The sequence below is a fragment of the Pseudoalteromonas sp. BSi20311 genome (assembly GCF_000239875.1).
In the GTDB taxonomy this organism is placed as follows: Bacteria; Pseudomonadota; Gammaproteobacteria; order Enterobacterales; family Alteromonadaceae; genus Pseudoalteromonas.
Genome location: NZ_BADU01000058.1, coordinates 1 through 25562 on the forward strand (window position 1 = coordinate 1; position 25562 = coordinate 25562).

The 25562-nt window shown below is 41.0% G+C and carries 24 protein-coding genes; 14 read left to right on the forward strand and 10 right to left on the reverse strand.

Features of this window, described 5'->3' with window-relative positions; translation table 11 throughout:
• Together P20311_RS05540 and P20311_RS05545 are read right to left on the reverse strand one after the other, a co-directional pair.
• Window positions 1–463, reverse strand: a 463-nt coding sequence (locus P20311_RS05540) for a hypothetical protein (protein ID WP_036984892.1), incomplete at its 3' end; no start/stop codon positions are given.
• A 78-nt stretch (window positions 464–541) separates the two neighbouring features.
• Window positions 542–1435, reverse strand: coding sequence for a hypothetical protein (locus tag P20311_RS05545; RefSeq protein ID WP_008110578.1), 894 nt, complete (start codon window positions 1433–1435; stop codon window positions 542–544).
• A gap of 78 nt (window positions 1436–1513) precedes the next feature.
• On the opposite strand from P20311_RS05545, the gene glnE reads away from it, so the two are divergent.
• The gene (gene glnE / locus P20311_RS05550) at window positions 1514–4309 is read left to right on the forward strand and encodes a bifunctional [glutamate--ammonia ligase]-adenylyl-L-tyrosine phosphorylase/[glutamate--ammonia-ligase] adenylyltransferase (RefSeq protein ID WP_008110579.1); all 2796 of its coding nucleotides are present in this window, start codon (window positions 1514–1516) and stop codon (window positions 4307–4309) included.
• 64 nt (window positions 4310–4373) lie between these two features.
• Here the strand turns inward: glnE and P20311_RS05555 are convergent, their stop codons facing one another.
• From P20311_RS05555 to tolC, 3 genes are all read right to left on the reverse strand, one after another.
• Complete coding sequence (locus P20311_RS05555; RefSeq protein WP_036984893.1) at window positions 4374–4946, reverse strand: toxin co-regulated pilus biosynthesis Q family protein; 573 nt, start codon at window positions 4944–4946, stop codon at window positions 4374–4376.
• Between the two features lie 37 nt (window positions 4947–4983).
• Entirely contained in the window at window positions 4984–5907 is a 924-nt protein-coding gene (gene lpxL, locus P20311_RS05560) for an LpxL/LpxP family Kdo(2)-lipid IV(A) lauroyl/palmitoleoyl acyltransferase (RefSeq protein ID WP_008110583.1), read from the reverse strand.
• A 98-nt stretch (window positions 5908–6005) separates the two neighbouring features.
• Entirely contained in the window at window positions 6006–7361 is a 1356-nt protein-coding gene (gene tolC / locus P20311_RS05565; protein WP_008110585.1) for an outer membrane channel protein TolC, read from the reverse strand.
• A gap of 151 nt (window positions 7362–7512) precedes the next feature.
• On the opposite strand from tolC, the gene P20311_RS05570 reads away from it, so the two are divergent.
• The 9 genes from P20311_RS05570 (at window position 7513) to rraB (ending at window position 16508) form a co-directional block, all read left to right on the forward strand.
• Window positions 7513–8151 (forward strand): NUDIX domain-containing protein, encoded by a 639-nt coding sequence (locus tag P20311_RS05570; RefSeq protein ID WP_008110587.1) that lies wholly within the window; start codon window positions 7513–7515, stop codon window positions 8149–8151.
• Window positions 8152–8184: 33 nt separating this feature from the next.
• On the forward strand, window positions 8185–8643 hold the full coding sequence (locus P20311_RS05575) for a DUF1249 domain-containing protein (RefSeq protein WP_036984894.1): 459 nt from the start codon (window positions 8185–8187) through the stop codon (window positions 8641–8643).
• Entirely contained in the window at window positions 8630–9415 is a 786-nt protein-coding gene (locus P20311_RS05580) for a metallophosphoesterase (RefSeq protein WP_008110590.1), read from the forward strand. Before P20311_RS05575 ends, P20311_RS05580 begins: the two co-directional genes overlap by 14 nt.
• Complete coding sequence (locus tag P20311_RS05585; RefSeq protein WP_008110593.1) at window positions 9400–9963, forward strand: YqiA/YcfP family alpha/beta fold hydrolase; 564 nt, start codon at window positions 9400–9402, stop codon at window positions 9961–9963. Before P20311_RS05580 ends, P20311_RS05585 begins: the two co-directional genes overlap by 16 nt.
• A 20-nt stretch (window positions 9964–9983) precedes the next feature.
• A complete protein-coding gene (gene parE, locus P20311_RS05590; RefSeq protein ID WP_008110594.1) occupies window positions 9984–11873 on the forward strand; it encodes a DNA topoisomerase IV subunit B in 1890 nt (629 codons plus the stop codon).
• A 27-nt stretch (window positions 11874–11900) separates the two neighbouring features.
• Window positions 11901–12995 carry a sorbosone dehydrogenase family protein gene (locus P20311_RS05595; protein ID WP_008110596.1) on the forward strand — a complete coding sequence of 365 codons (1095 nt, stop codon included), beginning with the start codon at window positions 11901–11903 and terminating at the stop codon, window positions 12993–12995.
• A gap of 10 nt (window positions 12996–13005) precedes the next feature.
• A complete protein-coding gene (parC, locus tag P20311_RS05600; protein ID WP_008110598.1) occupies window positions 13006–15303 on the forward strand; it encodes a DNA topoisomerase IV subunit A in 2298 nt (765 codons plus the stop codon).
• A 156-nt stretch (window positions 15304–15459) separates the two neighbouring features.
• The gene (locus tag P20311_RS05605) at window positions 15460–16173 is read left to right on the forward strand and encodes a 1-acylglycerol-3-phosphate O-acyltransferase (protein ID WP_008110601.1); all 714 of its coding nucleotides are present in this window, start codon (window positions 15460–15462) and stop codon (window positions 16171–16173) included.
• Window positions 16173–16508: a ribonuclease E inhibitor RraB gene (gene rraB, locus P20311_RS05610; RefSeq protein ID WP_008110603.1), complete on the forward strand. Its 336-nt coding sequence runs from the start codon at window positions 16173–16175 to the stop codon at window positions 16506–16508. Before P20311_RS05605 ends, rraB begins: the two co-directional genes overlap by 1 nt.
• Window positions 16509–16576: 68 nt before the next feature.
• On the opposite strand, the gene P20311_RS05615 is transcribed toward rraB, so the two are convergent.
• Complete coding sequence (locus P20311_RS05615) at window positions 16577–17548, reverse strand: zinc transporter ZntB (protein ID WP_008110605.1); 972 nt, start codon at window positions 17546–17548, stop codon at window positions 16577–16579.
• A gap of 250 nt (window positions 17549–17798) precedes the next feature.
• Between P20311_RS05615 and P20311_RS05620 the strand changes: the two genes are divergently transcribed.
• The 3 genes from P20311_RS05620 (at window position 17799) to P20311_RS05630 (ending at window position 20238) form a co-directional block, all read left to right on the forward strand.
• Window positions 17799–18221 (forward strand): ATP-dependent zinc protease, encoded by a 423-nt coding sequence (locus P20311_RS05620; RefSeq protein ID WP_008110607.1) that lies wholly within the window; start codon window positions 17799–17801, stop codon window positions 18219–18221.
• 66 nt (window positions 18222–18287) lie between these two features.
• A complete protein-coding gene (rimK, locus tag P20311_RS05625) occupies window positions 18288–19193 on the forward strand; it encodes a 30S ribosomal protein S6--L-glutamate ligase (protein WP_008110610.1) in 906 nt (301 codons plus the stop codon).
• Window positions 19180–20238, forward strand: coding sequence for a succinylglutamate desuccinylase/aspartoacylase family protein (locus P20311_RS05630; protein ID WP_008110612.1), 1059 nt, complete (start codon window positions 19180–19182; stop codon window positions 20236–20238). The genes rimK and P20311_RS05630 overlap by 14 nt, the downstream gene beginning before the upstream one ends.
• 98 nt (window positions 20239–20336) lie before the next feature.
• On the opposite strand, the gene P20311_RS05635 is transcribed toward P20311_RS05630, so the two are convergent.
• The 4 genes from P20311_RS05635 to recQ all read right to left on the reverse strand — a co-directional run bounded on the left by P20311_RS05635 (window position 20337) and on the right by recQ (window position 24939).
• Window positions 20337–20912 (reverse strand): mechanosensitive ion channel domain-containing protein, encoded by a 576-nt coding sequence (locus P20311_RS05635; RefSeq protein WP_008110614.1) that lies wholly within the window; start codon window positions 20910–20912, stop codon window positions 20337–20339.
• Window positions 20913–20976: 64 nt separating this feature from the next.
• Entirely contained in the window at window positions 20977–22695 is a 1719-nt protein-coding gene (locus tag P20311_RS05640) for a POTRA domain-containing protein (protein ID WP_008110616.1), read from the reverse strand.
• A 128-nt stretch (window positions 22696–22823) separates the two neighbouring features.
• On the reverse strand, window positions 22824–23108 hold the full coding sequence (locus tag P20311_RS05645) for a DUF3630 family protein (RefSeq protein ID WP_008110618.1): 285 nt from the start codon (window positions 23106–23108) through the stop codon (window positions 22824–22826).
• A gap of 7 nt (window positions 23109–23115) precedes the next feature.
• Window positions 23116–24939, reverse strand: a complete 1824-nt coding sequence (recQ, locus tag P20311_RS05650) for a DNA helicase RecQ (RefSeq protein WP_008110620.1) — start codon at window positions 24937–24939, stop codon at window positions 23116–23118.
• Between the two features lie 151 nt (window positions 24940–25090).
• Here recQ and P20311_RS05655 point away from each other — a divergent pair, with 151 nt between their 5' ends.
• Window positions 25091–25546: a thioesterase family protein gene (locus P20311_RS05655; RefSeq protein ID WP_008110623.1), complete on the forward strand. Its 456-nt coding sequence runs from the start codon at window positions 25091–25093 to the stop codon at window positions 25544–25546.
• Window positions 25547–25562: the final 16 nt, after the last annotated feature.

Consider the following 25562-nt stretch of genomic DNA (forward strand, 5'->3'; position numbering starts at 1 on the left):
CCGTGGGGGCAGCAAGCTCAGCTAGCTCTTGTGCGGTTTGAGCTATATCGGTATGACAGGACAAATGATTTGAATGACACTCTTCATTTATAGGCTTAATGTCATAACCATGATTGGTTTGACTGATAATATAGCGTTTTTCATGTAATGAATTATAAATAAAGCGTTGTTTATCATCGGCGAGCAAATAATCTGTTTGATTAAATAACACGCCTTGAACATTGTGGTGTTCGTGGAGGTAGCTGGCGAGCTCTGAAATACTGATTTCGTTCTCAATATCGCAATAGCAATAATCTTTAACGAGTTCATCAAACATCATTTTAACTAGCTTTTGCGTATTCGCACCGGCTATTACAATGTCTTTTTTAGCAGCATCATTGGTATTAATATACTGTTTTACAAATGATCGGCTGAACTCGTTATCTATATCAATTAATAGATAACTTCCTGTTTTAATTGCCATATGCCTAAAGTCCCTGTTAATTTTACCAAACAATTAAATAGGGACGTTTAGCAACGGCTAAATTTAACGTGTTTGGTACTAAATTGAAAACATACTTATCAATAAGTAACCAATAGCACAAAATACAGCAAATTCAATACAGGCAATGCCAATATTATCCTGATGATCGACTTCAAGTGCGGTATCGATATTTGGCATTGAGATAATTTTTATTATATACGTTAAACAGTATAGTAATAGCCACATCACACCGCAATGCATTACCAAAGTAAATAAGTTTTCTACCATTTTACCGTTTTGAAACGCCGCACTTGATAAACCAGCATACGCGGCAAGTGCCAAGCCTATTGACTTACCCGCATAGCGAATACCAATTGAGGTATTTTCTAAACCAAAGTTACTTTGCAACGAAGCCCCTTGATTGGCTTTAGCAAAGCGGTTTTCGCGTATTTTACTATCTAGGGCAAACAGTCCTTGTAAAACAAAAAAGCTTACTGAGGCTATTAATAAATTACTAAAGCCCTGAGTGTGTGTCCACGTATACAAACCCAGTACTAAAATACAGTTAGCAATCAGCATCCCTGAATCAACCAGCGCTGCGCAGACATTTTGCTTTAGTATTGCGGCTTCTTCATTAAAGCGGCGCAATATCCATTTACGGTGGATTAAATGCCCCATTTTAATAAATGAAAATAGCAGCACAATTAACAAAATCACTTTTAATGGATTTGATTGTGCGGTGCTAATACTTATTTCATCAAATAAAAACGCCATCGTGGCGATCACTACTGATATTTCAGAGGCAAAACTAATCCCCATTGCAAAGTTATCATGCTGCGCCAATTCTTCTTTAAGTGCTTGTTTTGCTTTTATTTGAGTAACAATTCTTAAACTGATGATGATGATACAAATAACCACAAAACTAATAGCAATCGCAACTAAACTAGTGTTAGATAATGACAAATATGACATGGTGTTCCTAAATAGATTTACCTTGATAGGTTTTTAACCATTCTAGTATGGTTATTGGTGAGATAAAAGAGGGTATTGATGAGTAACGACACGCAGCTTCCTATTGAATTACAAAAACTCGGTGAAACACGCTTTGCAGCGCTGTACCCAGAGCAGAAAAACCAGCAGCAGATAGTGCGGTTATTAGCGTTAAGTGATTTTGCTTGGCGCAGTTTAAGCTCTCAACCTACGCTACTGTCTTGGTTGCTGTGTGAGCACGAAATTAAAAATAGAGAAATTTTAGACCCTTTTGCACAGCTTGATATAACTAAAATAGAAGAGAGTGAATGCCATAAGTTACTGCGCCAATACCGAGAAAAATACTGGTTAAAAGTGGCTTTTTTAGATTTATGCTGCAAAAACCCAATTGAAAATAGTATTAAATACATTAGTGAACTTGCTAATAAACTGATCGACAGTGCTAATCAATGGGCCTATAAAAATGTCGCGAAAACCAATGGTGAGCCATTAGATGAGCACAATAACCCATTACCATTAATGGTATTAGGAATGGGGAAGTTAGGCGGGCAAGAACTCAATTACTCGTCAGATATTGACCTTATTTTTGCATATCCTCGCAATGTTAAAACCCAAGGAGGGCGTCGCTCACTAGAGGCATCCGTTTTTTATACCAAGGTCGCGCAAAAGCTGATCACAGCGCTTAATCAATGTACGGTCGATGGCCAAGTTTTTCGCGTAGATATGCGTTTGCGACCATTTGGTGAAAGTGGCCCATTGGTGATGAGCTTTAACGCGATTGAAGATTATTACCAAGAACAAGGGCGTGATTGGGAACGCTACGCGATGTTAAAAGGGCGCTTAATTGGCACGCCTAACATTTATTGGCAGGAGTTTAATACCTTGCTGAGGCCTTTTGTATATCGCCGTTATATTGATTTTTCGGTTATTGAGTCACTAAGAAAAATGAAGCTTATGATTGCCCAAGAGGTGCGTCGTAAGCGCTTAACCAATAATATTAAGTTAGGTGGTGGTGGCATTCGCGAAGTGGAGTTTATTGTTCAGGCTTTGCAAATGGTGCGAGGCGGCAGAGAGGCCAACTTACAAACGCAATCTTTACTAATTGCATTAAAAGAGCTAACAGTTAGCCAAGTTATTGATGAGCTTGAAGCTAAAGATTTAAAAAGCAATTACTTATATTTACGCAAAGTAGAGCAATACCTACAAATATTTGATGATCAACAAACACAAACACTGCCCGAGGATGAGCTCAATCAACAGCGACTCAATGTGTTGCTCGCTCAGGCAGATTTTGCGGCAACGCTTGTTAAAATAGATCATGTGATGAGCCAAATACATAACGAATTTACACAGGTTATAGGCGAAGAAACTGAACCACTTGATACCTGTGAAGGGGCGTTTATTAGTGCTTGGGATCACGGCGATGTTAGCTTTTTAAATGAGCCCAGAGATGAGTGGCAAACACCATTATACGACTTTAAACAACGACTTTCTAAAGCTAAAGTAGGCAATCGTGGGCGCGATATTCTTGATAAATTAATGCCGGCATTACTTAAACAGTTAAACGACTTTAATGCCAGTGCTAGCGCCTTTGCAACGGTATGCCAAATATTAAATAAAATTATTTCGCGCACCGCTTATCTAGAGTTGCTGTATGAAAATCCTGGAACGTTAAAACAGTTAGTTTTACTCTGCTGCCATAGCAAGTGGATTGGTGAGCATATTTCATTGTACCCCATTTTGCTCGATGAACTTATTGACCCTGCAGTACTATATAAACCGACCCCATTAACAGCGTACAAAGATGAAATAAGACAGTATTTTTTACGCATTGAACATGACGATTTAGAGCAGCAAATGGAAGCGCTGCGTCAGTTTAAGCAAACCCATCAATTACGCATTGCCGCAGCTGATGCGACGGGCGTTATTGATGTAATGAAAGTAAGCGATCACTTAACAGCATTGGCTGAAGCGATAGTCGATCAGGCTGTAAATATTGCGTGGTACCACTGCGTAAAACGCTTTGGTATGCCACCTAATACCGATGATGAAAACAAGGGGTTTGCGGTTATTGCGTATGGTAAAACTGGCGGTTTTGAGGTGGGTTATGACTCTGATCTCGATTTAGTCTTTGTGCATAACCATGATGGTACAAGCTACACTAATGGTGATAAAGCGATTGACTCAAGACAGTTTTATTTAAAACTCGCACAACGATTAATGCATTTATTTAATACCCGTACCGCCTCAGGTATTTTATATGAGTTAGATACTCGTCTGCGTCCAGAAGGTGCATCAGGGCTATTAGCTATTAATCTAGAAAGCTTTAATCATTATCAGCAAACGCAAGCATGGACATGGGAGCACCAAGCGCTGGTTAGAGCGAGGCTGATTTTAGGTCAAGCTGAATTAGTAACACGATTTGCACAAATTCGCGCCGAGATATTGTGCCAACAACGTGATGAAGATACTTTAAAAGCAGACGTGATTAAAATGCGCGAAAAAATGCGTGGCCATTTGGCTAAAGGCAATGCGCAGCAATTTGACTTAAAACAAGATGTGGGTGCCATGACCGATATTGAGTTTATAACGCAATACTTGGTATTAAAACATGCCCATGAGTTTACCCACTTATGCGATAATTCTGACAATGTGAGAATTTTAACGGACGCGGCTAAAATTGGCTGTATCAGCGATATTCAAAAAAAGCAGCTTATTCAAGCGTATATAGACTATCGCTCACGCTATCATGTGTTGAGCTTAGACCAGCAAGGTCGCTGCGTTAAACGCGAAGAGTTTAGTGAAAATATCAATAATGTTAGCACGGTTTGGAAGGCAATATTTGGGCTAGATTGAGCAATTTAATGTTATGCGCTCAGCAATATTTGAGCGCATATCAACAAAATTAAACCGAATGTAGTTAATTGCTTAGCTTTAAACAGTTTGAGCGTACAAATTCAGACGGTAGCTCGGTAATCACCGCTGCACGTTGTTTAGGGCAGAAAAACGCATACACTTCATTTGAAAAGTCATCATTAATAGAGCGGCTAACGCGGTATAAAGCGGAGTTAAAACTGCTATCTATACGAAAGTGATCTTTTATTACGTAATCTTTGTCTAAGTACCACATTAAAGTAATACCTTCGTTATTAGCATATTGGGTCAGTACAGTACGTAAGGTTGAGTCACGTTGAAATCGACGAGGCCCTACTTCTCCACTCCAATTTAAAGGCATAGGCTCTACTACAAAAGAGCGTTGGTTTAGCGCTCTGTCGAGACTAAGATCGGGTTTTTCGAGTTCAATTACAAATTTGTCATTGTCTTTATCAGTAGTAATCCTATCTCTAATTGATGCATAAAACCGCGATAACCCTTCAGCCGCAGCGTTAGTGGTTTGTTGATAATTAAGTGACGACGAACCATTTAGTAAAAAGTAAATGGCTGCACCAATTAACAATAAAGCTAAAAGTATATATCTAATCCAAAACCACATGGCTGTCACTCATCTTTGTTATTTTAATAACCCGTCTTTAATAAAAAGACGGGGCGTCTTTATCGGGGCGTGTTTTAAAACGTCGATGCAACCACATATATTGTTCAGGGGCAGCATTTATTGATTGTTCCATGCGCTGATTAACACGTGTTACATCGGCTTTATCATCACCGCTTGGAAAGTGCTCAAGCTCAGGCACGATTTCTAAATGATATTGGCCTTTCTCATCACGACGAGTAATTAGGCTCATTGTTTCGCAGTTTTTACTACCCGCAAACATCAGTGTGCCAGTGGTCGTTGCTGTGTCGGGAACTGCGTAAAAAGGCACAAATTCACAACGGTTACGGCCATAATCTTGATCAGGTAAGTAATAACAAACTTTTTTGTTCTTTAATGCTTTTAATAGACCTTTGACGTCTTTTTTACCAATTAAATATTCATTCGAGCGCAGGCGTCCGTTAGTGGTAAAGTATTCCATCAGCGGATTATTGTGTGGGCGATAAAAACCTATACCTTTACACCCAGTCCCCATTAAACGGCCAGCCATTTCAAGGTGAAGCACATGAGGAACGAGTAATAAAACGCCTTTTCTTGATTGTTGCACGCGTTCAAAATGCTCAAGCCCTTTTAGTGACCCGAGTACCTTTTCTACCCGCCACTGTGGCCACCACCATGCCATTCCGGTTTCAACCATCGCAATGCCAGTGTTTTCCATATTTTTTAGCACCAATGCTTTTTGATCTTCGTCGCTCATATCAGGAAAGCAGCGTTTAATATTTACTTCGGCAATGTGTCGGCGGCGTTTCATAAATTTATGAACTAAACGGCCAAGTAGTTTGCCCAGGGCTAATTGAAGTTTTTGCGGAAGCCAAGAAATTAGGTATAAGAAAAAAACGCCAATCCACGTTAGCCAGTATCGAGGGCCTAAAAAAGATGCTTTAAAAGGAGATGAGGTGACCACAAAAATTGCTCTAAAATTAAAAACGCTAGTTTAACGCTAAGCGCTGTAAAATACAAAAAGCCAGCATGTAGCTGGCTTTGTATGTGTTTTTTGACTGCTTAGACTGCTTTTAAACCCTGGTTTATAGCTACTAGGTCTTTGCTTGTTAGTGTACCCGCTGCTTGCTTTAAGCGCAGAGTAGACAGCACATAACGATAACGTACATCAGCAAGGTTACGTTTAGCATTGTATAGGTTTTGTGTGCTTACAAGTACATCAACAATTGTACGCGTACCGACCTCAAAGCCTGCCTCTGTTGCTTTTAAAGCACTTTGGGCAGATACAACAGCTTGCTCTAACGCTTTGTAAGTTGCAATGTCAGACACTACTTGATTGTAAGACGTAATAACCGTGCGGGTAATTGCGCGGTAATTGGCTTCGTAATCTTGGCTAGCTGCAACGTAAAATGCACGTGCTTGATCAGTAGCTGCAACTGTTGCACCTCCAGAGTATAAAGGCAGGCTAAAGTTAAGGCCTACTGAGGTTGAGTCTGCACGAGGTTGTCTAGTTAGGCTTGTACCATTTATATCTGTATCTGTTAAAGAGTCGCCATAACTTGCACTTAGGGTTAGCTTTGGATAGTGACCCGCTCTTGCCAGTTTAATTTGATCTTGCGCTATATCTACGGTTACTTTAGCAACTTGCAAGCTAATATTTTTATCTTTAGCAATATTTAAAAAGTCGCTAGAGTCTCGAGCTGGCTTAGTTGTAGAAAATGTCTCTGTATTTAAAAAGTCTAACTTAGCGTGATATTTACCCGTAATTTCTCGTAGTTGCTCACGCGCTGTTTCTACTGAGTTATTAGCAATAATTTCTTGTGCAACAGAGTTGTCGAACTGTGCTTGTGCTTCGTGTACATCGGTAATTGCCGTTAAACCAACAGCGTAACGTTGTTTAGTTTGTTCAAGCTGGCGTTCGATGGCGCGTTTTTCCGTTTTAATAAATTCAAGGTTATCAATCGCACTTAAAACGTTAAAGTAGCCTTCCGCAACACGAACAATTAAGTTTTGTTTCGCCGAGTCGTATTGAGCATTTGCTTGCAACGCTTGTTTGTCTGCAATGTCTAATGAGTTCCATGCGCCTAAATCAAATAAAGTTTGGCTTAAGCTAAGACCACGGGTGAACTGATCAGAGTCGCTTTCGACTTTAACTTGGCTTGTCAGGTCCGTCACACTTTGAAAAGAGGTTGAGTCACTTTTTGTATAACCCATTGTTAAACCAATTTGCGGCAATAATGCAGCCATTGCAGTATCTGCTTGGTAAGATTGTGCGTCTGCTTGGGCTTTTGCTTTTAAAACGGTAGGATCGTTGGCCGTTGCAATTTCAAAAACTTGTAGTAAATCTTCAGCGCTTGCTGCTGTTGTGCCTAATGCGCATGATAAACTAACTAGCGCCGCAAGAATGTTCTTTTTCATATGTTGTTCGGTCCTTAGACAATTTTTATACTAAAACCATGGTAACCTGTTTTACGTAATAACTAAAAATAAAAAGAGTAAAACAGTGCGTCGAAATGTAACAGAATATATTAACGTACTTCAAAGTTTTTAATAAGTAGAGGATGCTTACGTGCCAGATAAAAAACTTGTTCAGTTTACGCATAAAGATGTCAGCGTAAAGCCGGTCAAAAATTTGTATAAAGGCTTTTTTCAGGTTGATTTGTATCAGTTTGAACATGCCTTGTTTGCGGGCGGTAAATCAGAACTTATTAGTCGCGAGATTTTAGAGCGTGGAGACGCCATTGCTGTGTTGCCTTACGACCCCATATCAGACACTGTGCTTTTAATAGAACAAATACGTATAGGGGCTATTAAAAGCAAACATTCACCTTGGCTACTAGAATGTATTGCTGGAATGACTGACGGCAGTGACGATTATGAATCGGTCGTAAAGAAAGAAGCGTACGAAGAAGCTGGGCTTAATTTAACAGAGCTTGAATTTATGCTTTCGTACCTTTCAAGCCCTGGTGGTACAACAGAGCGGTTACATTTATATCTTGCACGAGCCGATTTAAGTGACGTTGAGTCTGGTGTGTATGGCCTTGAAACCGAAGGTGAAGATATAAAAACTCACGTACTCAGCGTTGATGATGCGCTAACTCGCCTCAACAATGGTGAAATGGATAATGCTGCAACCGTTATTTGCATGCAGTGGCTTGCGCTTAACCATGAAAAAATGAAACACAAGTGGACAGATTCTTCTTCATAGCCACAAATTGGCTCACAGTATAATGGTGGTATTTTGACAGTACAATTAGCAACAAATAGATATATCCAAAGCCTCCCAAAGTATTTAACGCTTTGTGAGCACAACTACTTACGACTTTTAAAATTGTTACCGGCTGAACGAGCGATTGGCAGTGTTAGAGAAATCAAACTGGGCCACAGTGAATTTGCCATCAACATAGATGACAATGCCAAGTACACCCTTGATGTATCTATTAAACAGTTATCAGGAATGGTACGTGGTATTTCGCCTTTGTATTTAACAGTGCGCTTATATAATGATGCTAAAGTAGCCGAAATTGTCCATCATGATTACCACCAACGAATCAAACCTTCCTATGGCTACCCTAATCCTAAGATGCATCAAAAAGATGAAAAGTATCAGTTGAATGCTTTTTTATATGATTGGTTGGTTGCCTGTGTAGAGCGAGGTCAATCAACACTTAATTGGGATGTAAATAATGGCTTGGTTTGATGATACGTATTATTTTGAGCAAGCCCAGCTTCGTATAGCCCATATAACGGATTGTCACCTTTTTAGCGATAAGCAGGGCGAGTATTTTGGGGTTAACACCGCAGAACATTTTACTAGGGCACTTACAGATATAGCAAAACAGCAGCCTGATGCCTTGATATTTGGTGGCGATTTAACCCAAGATCACAGCTTTAATTCCTATTTATTATTTGCTGAACTGATTCATAATAGTGACCTTGATTGCCCCGTATTTTGGGTTCCCGGCAATCATGATGAAATTGATCAGCTCAATTTAATTAGTGGCGGGCAAATACAACGCGCTAAACATATTGTGGCCCAAGGGTTTGAGCTTTTATTACTTAATTCTAAAGGAAATACCCCTGCTGGGTGGGTGACGCCCTCGCATTTAGAGGAAATTATGGCGTGTTTAGTCGATTCAGATAATCGTCATATTGTATTTTGCCATCATAACCCATTGCCTATTAATGGCTACCTAGATAAACACATACTAGAAAATGGGCCGCAGCTATTAAATTTATTAGTTAATAATGGCTGCGTTGATGCGCTGTTTCATGGGCATGTTCACAATGACTACCAACAGCAATTTAGAGAGCTTGATATTTACGCGACACCGGCCAGTTCCGTGCAGTTTACAAAGCACAGTGCTACTTGGCAGCAAGAAGATAAAGGGGCGGCTTATCGTATGCTGCACTTAAATGCTGAGCAACAAAAGGTGCATATACGCACGGACGTGGTATGGTTAAACGAGTAATCTATATTCACGGTTTTAATAGCTCTGAAAAATCATATAAAGCTGTGCGCTTTGGTGAGCTTATGGCACACTATGATGTTGATTATTGTGTGCCACGCTTAAATCATGAACCTATAGAGGCGATTATAGCGCTTGAACAACTATTAACACCGAATACCGTATTATTGGGCAGCTCGTTAGGTGGTTTTTTTGCCACGTATTTATCGCAGCGTTATCAAATTCCTGCGGTGGTAATTAATCCTGCCGTTGCCCCATATACATTATTAGAGCCTATACTTGGGCCTAATTATAATCCGTATCAAGATTATAATTACCAATTACAATCTCGTCATATAGATGCGTTAAAAGCATTAACGGTGACAGAGTTAAAACACCCTGAACTGTTGTATTTATTACAGCAAACAGGGGATGAAGTGTTAAATTTTCAGCACGCAATAAAGTATTACTCACAATGTAAACAGTTAATTGAATTTGGCGGCGATCATAGCTTTAATGGCTTTGAGCGAGCTTTTTCAAGCATTGTCGATTTTCTTAAAATCAGATATTAGCGTATATAAAGATAAAAACTATGACTCAACAAAATTATAACGCCGAAGCTATTGAAGTACTTAATGGATTAGAGCCGGTAAAACGCCGCCCAGGCATGTATACAGACACATCGCGCCCCAATCATTTAGGCCAAGAGGTTATTGATAACAGTGTTGATGAAGCAATGGCCGGGCATGCGACGCGTATTGATGTCATTTTGCATGAAGATAACTCACTTGAAGTGAGCGATGATGGTCGGGGGATGCCGATAGATATTCACCCTGAAGAAGGTATTCCTGGGGTTGAACTAATATTCACCAAATTACACGCAGGTGGTAAATTTTCAAATAAAAATTACCAGTTCTCTGGTGGTTTGCATGGGGTAGGTATCTCGGTCGTTAATGCGCTATCTACCCGCGTGGAAGTAACGGTTCGCCGTGACGCACAGCAATTTAGAATGGCTTTTGAGCATGGCGATAAAGTTGAAGATTTAAATATTATTGGCTCAGTGGGTAAACGCAATACCGGTACTACCGTGCGCTTTTGGCCAGATACCAGCTATTTTGATTCTGCTAACTTTTCACTGACTAAGCTTAATCATTTATTAAAAGCCAAAGCGGTACTATGCCCAGGTTTGCGTATTAAGTTTGTAAATAAACAAACGAAAGAAACCCAAGAGTGGTTTTATGAAACCGGCTTAAAAGATTACTTAGTAGAAGCAGTTAAAGGCTATGAGATACTGCCTAAAGACCCATTTGTAGGTGAATTTTCAAGTTCTATTGAAGGCGCTGATTGGGCCGTTGTATGGATGCCTGAAGGCGGTGAGTCAACAGCCGAAAGTTATGTAAACTTAATTCCTACCGCACAAGGTGGCACCCACGTAAATGGCCTGCGCCAAGGGCTTTTAGAGGCGATGCGTGAATTTTGTGAATTTAGAAACTTATTACCACGTGGTGTAAAGCTCACCCCAGATGATATTTGGGAACGTTGTAGTTATGTATTGTCGGTAAAAATGCAAGACCCACAATTTGCAGGGCAAACCAAAGAAAAACTCTCATCACGTTCATGTGCTGCGTTTGTATCGGGTGTAGTAAAAGATGCCTTTAGCTTATGGCTAAATGAGCACACTGACACCGCAGAGCTACTTTCTGAACTATGTATTTCAAATGCACAGCGTCGCTTACGCGCGGCTAAAAAAGTAGTTCGTAAACGTGTTACTTCAGGCCCTGCATTACCAGGCAAACTGACCGATTGTAGTGCTGCTGATAATGACCGCACAGAATTGTTTTTAGTAGAGGGTGATTCAGCGGGTGGCTCAGCTAAACAAGCGCGAGATCGTGAGTTCCAAGCAATCATGCCACTAAGAGGTAAAATTTTAAATACTTGGGAAGTAGAATCAGGGCAAATTTTGGCCTCTCAAGAAGTGCATGATATTTCAGTGGCATTGGGTATTGACCCCGATTCAAGTGATTTATCAGGGCTGCGTTACAATAAAATATGTATATTAGCGGATGCTGACTCGGATGGACTGCACATTGCCACTTTATTGTGTGCCTTATTTGTGCGCCACTTCCCACAATTGGTAAAAACTGGGCATGTGTATGTTGCTATGCCACCGCTGTTTAGAATTGATATTGGTAAAGATGTTTATTACGCGCTTGATGAAGATGAAAAAACGGGCATTTTAGCGCGTATAGAAGCAGAGAAAAAACGCGGTAAGGTAAACGTGCAACGCTTTAAAGGCTTGGGTGAAATGAACCCGCTACAATTGCGTGAAACAACCATGGATCCAAATACCCGTCGTTTAGTGCAGCTAACACTTGATGAAGAAGAACAAACAATGGAAATGATGGATATGTTACTTGCTAAAAAGCGATCATCAGATCGCCGCCAATGGCTTGAAGATCACGGTAACAAAGCACAAGTTTGATAAGCCTTTGGGCTACAGGAGAGGCAAATGAAAAGACTATTTAGCACACTGTTGTTACTCTGCTTTATGTCATCGCCAGTGATGGCGAAAAATATTCTCGACAAGCTGACGGCTGCCCCAGGGTTTGAAATAAGCTTATTTGCTGATGATGTTGAAAATGCTCGGCAAATTGCAGTATCAAGCCGAGGTATAGTGTATGCAGGGTCGCGTAATGCGGGTAATGTGTATGCATTGATTGATCATAACAGCGATGGTGTGGCAGATAAAAAAATAGTGATTGCAGAGGGACTGAATATGCCCTCGGGTTTAGCAATTAAAGGCGGTGACTTATATGTTGGTGAAGTGCACCGTATTATTCGTTTTAAAAATATCGATAAGCACCTCAAAAACCCTGAGTATGAAGTGTTTTATAGCGATTTACCGTCAGAGCGCCACCATGGCTGGAAGTTTTTACGCTTTGCGCCAAACGGCGAGCTGATTATTCCGGTGGGTGTTCCCTGTAATATTTGCGAAGAAGATCCTCGGTTTGGTCGTATTTTTTCGTTAAACACCGACACCAAAGAAATAACCACTTTAGCCAAAGGTGTGCGCAATACTGTAGGCTTTGACTTTCACCCTAGCACGCAAATGCTATGGTTTAGCGATAATGGCCGCGACATGATGGGGGATGATATTCCACCCGATGAGCTAAACCGCATCACTAAAGAAGAAGAACATTTTGGTTTTCCATACGTGCATGGTGGCGTTATTGTTGATCCGGAGTTTGGTGAAGGCAAAAAGATTGCTGACTACACTCAACCTGCATTGGCATTAGGTGCGCATGTTGCGCCATTAGGTATTCATTTTTATACCGGCAAGCAGTTCCCTGATAGCTATAAACAACAGTTATTTGTAGCTGAGCATGGTTCATGGAACCGCTCTAAAAAGGTTGGTTATAAAGTGGCTGTGGCAACTATAGAAAATGCCAAGGTAACAAAGTATACGCCACTGATCACCGGCTTTATGCAAGACGAAACGACATTTGGACGCCCTGTTGCATTTGCACAATTAAATGATGGCAGTCTATTGGTAAGCGATGATTACGCAAACGTAATTTACCGCGTAAGCTATAAGAAAAACTAGGTAAGCTTTAATGAGTGATACAGATACCTTGCTAATGCAAGGAATTGAACAGCAAACAATGGGGCGTTTTACCGAAGACGCCTATTTAAATTATTCAATGTACGTGATCATGGATCGTGCCTTACCGCACGTTGGTGACGGCCTAAAACCCGTTCAGCGTCGTATTATTTATGCGATGAGTGAACTGGGGTTATCGGCAAGTGCTAAATACAAAAAATCAGCCCGTACCGTGGGTGATGTATTAGGTAAATACCATCCTCACGGTGATAGTGCCTGTTATGAAGCCATGGTACTTATGGCGCAGCCGTTCTCTTATCGCTATCCCTTGGTTGATGGTCAAGGTAACTGGGGTGCAGCTGATGATCCTAAGTCATTTGCGGCAATGCGTTATACCGAAGCGCGTTTATCTAAATTCTCTGAGGTATTACTCAAAGAATTAGGCCAAGGGACCGTTGATTGGACGCCAAACTTCGATGGCACCATGGATGAGCCTTTAGTGTTGCCATCGCGCTTACCGCATATATTACTTAATGGGGTAACTGGTATTGCTGTGGGTATGGCAACCGATATACCACCGCATAATGTGCGTGAAGTGGCCAGTGCCTGTTGTTTATTACTTGATAAGCCAAAAACAGAGCTCGAAGAGTTACTGGGTTTAGTGCATGCGCCAGATTACCCAACCGATGCTGAAATAATTACGCCTAAAGCTGATATTCACAAAATTTATAAAACCGGCCGTGGCTCAATTAAAATGCGTGCAGTGTATTGTGAAGAGCAGGGCGATATCGTCATTACCGCTTTGCCGCACCAATGTTCGGGTGCAAAAGTACTTGAGCAAATTGCAGCGCAAATGAACGCTAAAAAGTTACCAATGGTGGCTGACTTACGTGATGAGTCTGATCACGAAAATCCAACCCGTATTGTGATTGTGCCGCGTTCAAACCGAATTAAAGCTGAGCCATTAATGGCGCACTTATTTGCCACCACCGATCTTGAAAAAAATTACCGCGTAAACTTAAACATGCTGGGCTTAGATGGCCGTCCACAGGTTAAAGATTTACGTAGTATTTTAACTGAATGGTTAACCTTTAGACGCGAAACAGTACGTCGTCGCTTGCAATATCGACTTGATAAAGTACTGGCTCGATTACATATTTTAGAAGGTTTACTGGCTGCCTTTTTAAATATTGATGAAGTTATAGAAATTATCCGCTCTGAAGATAAGCCCAAACCAATATTGATGGAGCGCTTTGATTTAACTGATATTCAAGCGGAAGCCATTTTAGAATTAAAACTTCGCCATTTGGCAAAACTTGAAGAGTTTAAAATTCGTGGTGAGCAAGACGAATTAGCCAAAGAGCGTGACAAATTAGAGCAAACATTGGGCTCAGACCGTCGCATGTCGACGTTGCTTAAAAAAGAAATTCAAGAAGCCGCAGAAATGTATGGCGACGATCGTCGCTCACCTGTTATTGAGCGTGTGGAAGCCAAAGCTCTGAGCGAAAAAGATTTAATCCCTTCAGAGTCTGTGACTGTTGTTTTATCTGATAAAGGTTGGGCACGGGTTGGTAAGGGTCATGACTTAGATGTAGAAGGATTAAATTACCGAGCTGGTGATGGTTATAGAGCATCAGCGCGAGGTAAAAGTAATCAGCCTGCGGTATTTTTAGATTCAGCTGGGCGTGCATTTGCGACCGATGCCCACAGCCTTCCTTCTGCAAGAAGCCAAGGCGAGCCAATGACAGGGCGCTTTAATCTAACCTCAGGCGCAAGCTTTGAGCACGTAGTTATGGGTGAAGACGCTCAAGTATTGCTAATGGCTTCTGATGCCGGTTATGGCTTTATTACTGACTTTAAAGATTTAGTCAGCAAAAACAAAAACGGTAAAGCGTTAGTGAGTGTGCCAAAAGGTGGTGTGTTACTTTCGCCAATTCGCGTTAACGACGTGGCTACTGACTACTGTATGGCGATTTCTAACGAAGGGCGGATGTTGTTATTCCCACTGCGTGACCTACCTAAGTTAGGTAAAGGTAAGGGTAATAAAATTATTTCTATTCCGGGTGCGAAAGTACAAGCCCGCGAAGAGTTTGTAAAAGTATTAGCTGTTGTGCCGCAAGGCAGCAGTGTAACGCTGCATGCAGGTAAGCGTAAGCTGACCCTTAAACCAAGCGACCTTGAGCATTACCATGGCGAGCGAGGCCGCAGAGGGAACAAGTTACCTCGTGGTTTACAGCGCGTTGATGAAGCTGTGGTAGAGTTAACACCGCAACAAGTTGATGAGCCAAATTCAGACGCAGAGCCAAGTTAATCTTGAGATCAAATTAGAAAACGGCTTACTCAGGTAAGCCGTTTTTTTATGACTGTTTTATTTCAGCGCACGCTTGTGCGCTATTTTCTCGTCTGCGTAACAAAATAACGTTATAATAAAACAATACATGATTGTGGTTATATTGGAGAGGCGCACTTGCTAGCTGTTATACGTATTTTAATAATGCTGTTGTTTATATTATTAAGTTGTTTTTTTGGTTTGTTGTTATCAATATTTAGACCATTTCATCCTAATAATGTGCATGTTATTGCAAGTTGGTTTGGCTCAATGACTAAAATGCTTGGGGTTAAATTAGAACTAAAATATCATCCCGATGCGCTTAAGGTAGGGCCTGCTGTGTATGTAGCGAATCATCAAAATAGCTACGATTTATTTACTATTCCAGCCATGGTACCAAAAAATTGTGTGAGCGTTGGCAAAAAAAGTCTTAAATGGATCCCATTTTTTGGTCAGCTTTATTGGTTATCGGGTAATATTTTAATCGACAGAGCAAATCGTTCAAAAGCTGCTGGCACAATCTCAAAAGCAGCGGCTAAAATAAAACAAAAAGGCTTATCGGTGTGGATGTTCCCTGAGGGGACGCGTAGTTATGGTCGTGGTTTACTCCCCTTTAAAACCGGTGCATTTCATACCGCAATGAGTGCAGAGGCGCCTGTTGTGCCAGTATGTATGAACACAACCGATAAAACCATTAAACTAAATCGCTGGGATAATGGTACAATTTACATTGAAATGTTAGCCCCCATAGCACTTGATAACAGTATCAGTGCCCGTGAACATGCTAAAAGTGTGCACAGTATTATGGCTGCTAAAATAACAGAATTAGATGCTCAAGTGAGAGAGAAATAATGGAAAACTGGCGTGAAATAAGTGAAGACATCGTAACTTCACTACTTGAAGATGGTTCCGATCCAGAAATTCTTTATGAAGTAGAACACCACTTTGTATGTGAAGACTTTACTAAGTTAGAACAAGCGGCATTGGCTGCGTTTAAACTAGGTTACGATGTAGAAGAGCCAGCAGAACTTGAGCTTGAAGACGGCGAAAAGATTTGGAGTTTTGACATTGTTGTTGAAGCCGAATTGGATGTTGACGTGATAATGGAAGACGTTGATAAGCTTGCACAGCTTGCGGTTGAATGCGACGTAGAATACGACGGTTGGGGCACTTACTTTCAAGAGTAAGGGTGTCCAATGCAAAAGGCGAACAATGATGTTCGCCTTTTTTGTGCCTTGTTGGATCTGTATTGTAATTACAGCCACTTTTTATTTTTAAAGTAAATACCAATCCCACCAGTCAAAACAACCAAAAAGACCACAAATGCAGTAAATGCATAGGGGCTTTCTGTTCCAGGTATACCGCCGACATTGACCCCCAATAATCCAGTTAAAAAGCCCAGCGGTAAAAATAAAGCAGCCACCACCGACATCACATACATACGCTGATTTAATTGCTCAGACACTTGGTTAGTAATGGTTTGCTGAATAACGAGTGCACGTTCTATTGAACTATCGAGCTCTTCTAAATAGCGAATAAGTAAATTGGTGGTTTCATTTAGCTTGGCTTTATCATCGTCAAACAGCCATGGGTAATGATTATTAACCATGTTGCTGAGCGCTTCTTTTTGCGGTTTTAAGTAACGTTTTAGCGCGATTGTTTGGCGGCGAAGTTGCGACAAGCCTTGGTTATCAAACTTTTTACTAGGCTCATCAATTTCTTCTTCAAAATCATCTAAGCTTTCATCTAGTTCATCTATTACCGTTTGCATACGTGAAGTGAGCTTTTGCGCTAAGCTACACACTAGTTCAGAAATACTGCTTGGCCCCTCATTATTATTTAACGAGGTTAGAATATCTTGCACTGATAATAATCGGCGCTTACGGGTAGTGATCACCACGTCTTTATTAATAAATAGGCGAATAGACACCATGTCTTCAGGGCTTTGCGCTGGGTTTAAATTGATTCCACGTAAAAACAGCATATGGCCATTCATTGTAGGAGTAATGCGAGGACGTGTTTCATCTGCGGTGAGTGATTCAAGTTCGTAGTCGTTTAATTGGCCGCAGTTTTTTAACCAATCAACGGCTTCTTTTTGACTGTAATCCATATGCACCCACAGCTTTCCATCAGTAGGTTGCCATTGGTGTAACTGTTTACTGTTTTCTATTGGGCGAGCCCCGCCTTGTTCATCAAGAATAAGCGCATGAAGTAAACCATTGATCATAATAATTTCTCATAGATAGTATATTTTTAATACAGTTGACTGTAGTGTATTTAACTTAGCTTTACTTTGTAGAGTTAATCAACAAAAAATTGTTTTTTAGCCTATGGTTAAGTGCATACGTTAGGGGTGCATTGTTAAACGAGTTAACTTAAAAGGTCAATCAAATCGGCTTATCGAGTAGATGAATTTATTTTGTTGGTGTTTTGTTGGCTGTAGCGTATAAAACACTTTTTTTACTAAGGGCACATTTATGACGACAAAAATAACAGTTGGTTGGCGTGAGTGGTTGAGTTTACCCGAGCTGGGCATCGAGCAAATTAAAGCAAAAATAGATACCGGTGCACGTACTTCCTGTATTCATGCAATTAATATTGAAGAATATGAAGTGGAAGGCGAAAAATGGGTTAAATTTATAGCCCAACCATTGCAAGAAGACGAGCAAACGCAAATCACCTGCAATGCCAAAGTTAAAAAAATGAAGTACGTTACCAGCTCTAGTGGCCAAAAAGAACTGCGTTACTTTATTGAAACTACATTACATGCTGGCGAATTTAGTTGGCCAATAGAAATTACATTAACAAGTCGTGCGTCAATGAAGTTTAGAATGTTATTAGGACGCACAGCTATGGAAAATCGTATAGTCGTTGATCCGGCTTTATCACATTTATTATAAGAATTCGTTGAGTAGCAAACATACTTATATGGGCTTGCTCAACATAATTTAGTTAAGGTTTTAACTATGAAAATTGGTATTTTATCTCGCAACAAAAATTTATATTCAACGCGTCGTTTAATTGAAGCGGCTGAGCAACGTGGTCATGAAGTAAAAGTGATTAACGCGCTACGTTGTTATATGAATATAAACTCAGATCAACCTGAAATCCATTACCGCGGCGAAAACCTAAAAGATTTTGATGCCATTGTTCCGCGTATTGGCGCATCAGTTACTTTTTATGGCTGTTCTGTATTACGCCAGTTTGAAATGATGGGTGTTTATCCGGTTAATGAATCTGTGGCTATTTCTCGTTCGCGCGATAAATTACGTTCTCTACAATTATTATCACGCAAAGGCGTAGGCATGCCAGTAACAGGCTTTGCTAGCAAGCCAGATGACGTAAAAGACTTACTCGAAATGGTAGGTGGCGCACCGGTCGTTATTAAGCTACTTGAGGGCACTCAAGGTATTGGTGTGGTACTTGCTGAAACACGTAAAGCGGCTGAAAGTGTTATTGAAGCGTTTATGGGTTTAAAAGCCAATATCATGGTACAAGAATATATTAAAGAAGCGGGTGGTGCGGATATTCGTTGCTTTGTACTCGGAGATAAAGTGATTGCTGCAATGAAACGTCAAGCACAAGAAGGTGAGTTCCGCTCTAATCTTCATCGTGGTGGTAGCGCTACACTGGTACGTATTACCCCAGAAGAACGTAAAACAGCGGTTGCTGCAGCAAAAGCAATGGGTTTAAACGTTGCTGGCGTTGATTTACTCCGTTCATCTCGTGGTCCTTTGGTTATGGAAGTAAATTCATCGCCAGGTCTTGAAGGGATTGAAGTGGCAACAGGTAAAGACATTGCGGGCATGGTGATTGATTTCATCGAGAAAAATGCTGCAAGTAAAGGAACGGCAACTCGTGGCAAAGGTTAAAATTAACCGACCTTTCACCCTATTAGGTGAAAGTATTGGTGTAGGTGAACGTAAAACACTCGCGCTAGAAGCTGCAAAGCTTTACACCCATTCACCGCTTAATATTCCTATTGAAGTGGTTAACGGTGTAATGGAAGGCCCTGTATTGATGGTGTGTGCGGCTATACACGGCGACGAACTAAATGGGGTTGAGGTTGTGCGCCAGTTACTGGCTAAAATCGACCCTAATCAGCTGCGTGGTACATTAATTGCGGTTCCGATTGTGAATGTATTTGGTTTTATTCATAAATCGCGTTATCTGCCCGATCGCCGTGATATGAACCGAAGTTTTCCGGGGTCTGAGCGTGGTTCATTAGCAGGTCGCATGGCGTATATGTTTTTTAACCAAGTAGCTGTGCATTGTACGCATATTATTGATTTGCATACGGGGGCGATTCACCGTACTAACTTACCGCAAATTCGCGCTAATTTAGCCGATGAAGCAACAGCGCAAATGGCTAAAGCCTTTGGTACGCCTGCGGTTATAGATGCGTCATTACGTAATGGCTCGCTGCGTAGTGAAGCCGCTAATTTAGGTATACCTGTTATTACTTATGAGGCGGGTGAAGCACTGCGCTTTGACCCTATTGCGATTGCTGCAGGCGTGCAAGGGGTTGATTATGTTATGCGACATTTAAAAATGATACGCGGTAAACGTCCTAAAAAACTGCCTGATCCTGTGATTGCAAGCTCCACTAGTTGGGTGCGTGCAGAAGTAGACGGCATAGTAAGAGCGCAAGTATCGTTAGGTGAGCGAGTAATGAAAGGCCAAGTGCTTGCTTATATTAGCAGTCCGCTTGGCGATTCAGAACTTGAACTCCTTGCTCCTCGAAGCGGTATTATTATTGGCCAGCAGACCATGCCACTGGTAAATGAAGGCGATGCCGTATTCCATATTGCTTATTTTGCACATGCAAATAGCTTGGTAGAGCAGCAGTTAGAAACGTTTATTGATGAGATAAATGATTTAGATGATGAGCTGAAAACGGCTGAACTAAATAATTAATACCAATTTGCTCAATTAAGTGAATTGGTATGACTCTATCTGTAGATATAAAAAACCGCCTTAGTTTTAAGCTAACGCGGTTTTTTAATAGGTGTTGTTTAGCTACGCGGTTTAGGGCCAATAATGCGTTTAATTTTAGGCGCTTTTGTTGGTTTAGGCTCCGTATTAAGCACTAACACCGGGCGGGTAACAAATAAGTTATTAGGGTAAATCACTCTGTGACCATCAACGTGTTCGAGTAAGACATTCATCAGCCCCATTTCAATAATACGCCCTTCAATGGCGTTAGCTCCATCCACAATTCTCACCCAATAACCTACACGGCAGTCATTTTGAATAAACATCAGTAAAAAAGCAGTTAAGTTGCTCAATAATGACCAAGCCGCAAACAGCGCAACACCTAACATGGCAAATAAAGAAGAGCCTAATACCAGTAAACCACGCAGCTCTATTCCCCAAAAAACTAACACTAAACACAACATAACAAAGGCGAGTATTATTTTTAATAGTAACTCTGCTCGGTATTTTCGGTGTAAATCGACTTTACCTCTAATGGCTTTTTCGAGTAACTTTTTAGTGAGCTTTAACAATAACGGAAAGCTCAACAGCGCAATCACGGTTACGATTAGCTTATATTGTGTGCCCACAAGCTCTAAAAGAGAGATTAATTCCAAAACGTATTCTCACAATAATGATAGGCGCAAAGTGTAACGCGTTAACTTTGTGCGCAGTAGTGATTTAAAAAGAATTTTTAACGCTGAGCAGCCATTGTACCGAGTCAACATCATCATATTTATTTAGTGGCGCGGCTATATCAAGGTGGATCATGGTACCCGCATTGGCGCGACTTGGCGCAAGGCGCAAACCTAAGCCCACATTTTTTAGCACTGGGGTGTTCTCAACTTGATACTGAGTGTTCGAGTCGTTGTTATACCAAGCTCGACCGATATCTAAAAAGGCCGCCCCTCCCACTTTAAACAGCTGTAGTAAGTCATATTCCCAGTAATAGCGCTTTTCTAAAGTGACTAAAAAACTCCGATCCCCATGTTGAAATTCCATAGGATAGCCACGAAGTCCAGTTTCGCCCCCTAGGGTGAGCTGTTTATCATTGGTGAGGTTTTTTGCGTATTGCAGCCTTGCTTTTACATACCAAGATTGATCAATACTGGTATTTAAATAATATTGAATTTGGCTAGTAGTGAGCAAGTTTTCGAGCTGTTTTTTCTCGTTATTCCAATAGCCTTGAATATCTGCATGAAAACGCCAAAGGGTATGGTTAGTGCTAAAATGGGCTTTGTTAAAATTAAACGAGTACACAGCGCGGCTATCGTCGTTACTCATTGATTCATCGGAGTAGCCCAGGGTGGCTTTGATATTCCAACCTAAATTTAAATCCTCAGTACGATAAATACTGTCAAAGTTACGTACTTTTATAAAGTTATCTTCAAACCAGTGGCCGCTTACATAAGGATAACTAAGCTGCCTATTTTCAGCTAGCGGCACAGTCGTTTCATCGATGCTTTTAAATGTTTGTTGCTCATCGATATAACCTAGGCTCAAGCGCTGTGTCCAGTTATGGCTAAGGGCTTTAGAGTGACCAAAAAATACTTGATTTAGATCGGTGGTCTGTTCAAACTCACTAAATTTATCGCCCCTAAGGTACAGGGCCTCTTCTCGCTGGGTTGAGTAACTCAGGGCGCCATAACTATAGGGCGTATCGATGGCATAAAACGGGTAGGTTAGTTCAACTAAATGACTTTTGCCGTCGCTGTTGTCGGCATACTCTAAACGCCCTCGGTAGCGAGTTGATAAGATATTAGGATCATCGTAAACAAATAAATAACCATTTCGGTCACTGTCTGTTTTACGTGCAAACGATAACCGTTTGCCCCAACCAAATAAGTTAGATTCGCGAAAACCAATACTTGATTTATTTTCGCCACCACTGCGGCTAAAGCTAAGTTCGGGCAGTAAAGTCCATAAGTCTCGAGTAATTACTGTTACATCAATATTTCCATCACAATTTTCGTCAGCAATAATTTGTGCATCATATAAATAGTTTTGTTTACGCAGTAGCCGCTCAGATTCGGCCAAGGTTTTTTGATTAAAAGTATCACCCGCTTTAAACAATAAAATGCTTTTAATAACCTCAGGCTCAGTTTGTATATGTGCACGATTAGCAAAGCGAAACAGTGCGTTGTTTTCAGCTTCGAGTTCGGTATTAAAAACATTAAGTTGTTTAAGATTAATTGAGGCAATTTTAGCGTTACTATTTGTCGTAAGCGGTGGAGGTTGAGACTCGATTTGTCGACGCAAATTACTTTCATGAGTTTGTGATGAGTCGTCACTAGGGCAGCTTTGGGCTAGTGGCGTTTCTTGCGCGCAAACGCTGAGCATAAACATACTCGAAATAGAAAGGCTAAAACAACTACGTGCAATCCATTTTCTATTTAACATTGACCCTCTTTAGCGCTATTTTGCAAAATAAAACACTTACTCTTAGCTTACATCATTGTTATTGATATATAAGTAAAAGACAGATTTAGTTTTATTTTTATAGCGATTATAAGGTATTAGCTATGCATTTAAGTTAAATAAAATGTTAACGCTGCCAATAGGTTGTCGGCATCTTGCCCTTCACCATTAATCCACACACTTTGGCTGTAATGCTCAAAATTTAAATTAAATGTGTGGTTAGCATAGTTAAAACGCAGTTGATGACGATCTGCCCCAGCGGCATACTCATTAATGCTAATTTCATCGCTGTGCAAAAATAACGTTCCCCACAATTCAAAGTCTTCATCGTGCGGCAGCTCTGTCGGTTTAATAATAATACATTGATGTGTGTGATCGTATTCAAGTTCGGTCATAAGGGGCTTATTGCGTTGCTAGGTAATGTCGAATTGCGGTTAAAAACTCACCGCCATACTTGTTTAATTTAGTAAAACCAACCCCCGACACTTTTAAAAATTCACTGTCGTTAGTGGGCATAAGCTGCGCCATTTCGGCTAGCGTTTTATCGTTAAATACTACATAAGGCGGCACATCATCGGCATCGGCTAACTCTTTACGCAATGCACGCAGGCGAGCGAATAGTTTTTTATCGTAATTAAACTGCGCTAACTTATCCTGATAAACGTGTTTAGCTTGTAAGCGAGGCTCGGCCAATTGCAGCGCATATTCACCTTTTAAAATAGCGCGTGCAGCTTCCGTTAAACGCAATGAAGCGCCTTGGGTTATATCTTGGCTTAATAGCCCTTGATGAATAAGTTGGCGTAAAATACTAAGCCAAAATTCACTGCTTTTATCTTTACCTATGCCATAGGTGCTGAGTTCATGGTGGTTGTTATCACGAATGCGGCTAGTATTCGCGCCGCGTAATAATTCTACAATGTAACCTAACCCAAATCGTTGCTGTGCGCGATACACACACGAAAGTGCTTGCTGTGCGACTAATGTGCCATCAAAACTTTTAGGTGGATTTAAGCAAATGTCACAGTTCCCACAGGGCTCGCGTTGGTACTCACTGAAGTAGTTCAATAATATTTGACGACGACACGTTTGTGCTTCGGCAAAGCTGGCCATGGCATTAAAGCGCTGCTCTTCTACGCGGCGGCGTTGTTCATCGTCAATATCTTCAAAAAAGCGTCTAACTCGGCCTATATCGGCAGGGTCAAAATACATGATGGCCTCTGCAGCCAGCCCATCTCGTCCAGCACGGCCTGTTTCTTGGTAATAAGCTTCAATACTTTTTGGAATGTCGTAATGCAGAACAAAGCGTACGTTAGGCTTGTTAATTCCCATACCAAAGGCAACGGTGGCAACCACAATTTGAATATCGTCACGGGCAAATCCGGTTTGCACAAACTGACGTTGCTCGTTACTCATTCCCGCATGGTAAGCGGCAGCATTAAGGCCTGCATCGGCGAGTTTTTCAGCGATATCATCAACGCGCTTACGGCTGGTACAATAAATAATGCCACTTTGGTTTTTTTGTTCTTTTAAGTAACGCAGCAACTGCACCATAGGTTTAAATTTTTCTTCTATGGTGTAACGAATGTTAGGGCGATCAAAGCTGCCAGTATGAATATAAGGCTGCTGTAGTTTTAGTTGTTCAACAATATCAAAGCGAGTTGCTTTATCGGCGGTGGCCGTCAGTGCCATCATAGGCACGTGTGCAAAGCGCTGCTTAAGCTCATTTAATCTAAAGTAATGTGGTCTAAAATCGTGACCCCAATGAGAAACACAATGAGCTTCATCAATAGCAAACAAGCTCACATTTAAATGAGAAAGTCGTTCTAAAAAATCGTGCTGTAACACTTTTTCGGGAGCGACATAAAGTAGCTTTATCAGCCCTTGATGTAGCTGTTGATATACTAATTGTCGTTCTTCACGGGCTAAACTGTTATTGATATAAGCGGCTTTTACGCCCAATGCTTGTAATTGGGCAACTTGATCTTGCATTAAAGAGATCAGCGGAGAAATAACAATGGTGACTCCCTCTAATACCAACGCGGGTATTTGGTAACACACCGATTTACCACCACCGGTGGGCAGTAATACTAATGAATCTTGGCCATTTATGGCGGCATCAATTACTGCACTTTGACCGTCGCGAAATTCACTGTAACCAAACACTTGTTTGAGTACAGTTTCGGGTTTACGCACAAGCGTATTAGGAGAAGGAGTTAGTGTATTCATCGGCGCTATTTTAGTGGTTTTTTATCAGGATGTCTTTAGCTTTCATTACTTGGTACACACATCTGTAGTGATAAACTAAAATCTGCAGGGGGTTACAATAGCCTCAAGCTGTGCTTTACTCATCGTACCACTAAAAACATAGAGAATAATAATGAATAAAGAAATGTTGATCGATCAAGTAGGGGCGTTGTTTGTTAATAATATGCCTTTTAACCAATTTTTAAAAATAGCGGTGGAGTCACTTAGTACTGAACAAGCTAAAATATCATTTCCTTGGCAAGATGTATTAATAGGCAACCCCGCGCAAAAAATTCTCCATGGCGGAGTTATTTCGGCGGTACTTGATAATGTCGGTGGAATGCTTGCTGCTGCCAGTGTGATCGGAAAACTAGACGATGCAGATTTACCCAGTGTACATAAAAGGCTAGCCACACTGGGGACTATAGATTTACGCACCGACTATTTACGCCCAGGCAAAGGCGAGGTTTTTATTGCTAGCGCTAAGCTGATTCGCTCAGGAAATAAAGTATGTGTGTGCCGAATGGAGTTACACAATGAGCAGTCAGTACAAATTGCTTTTGGAACGGGCACGTATTTAGTTGGCTAAAAAGTGAGAGGGGGGT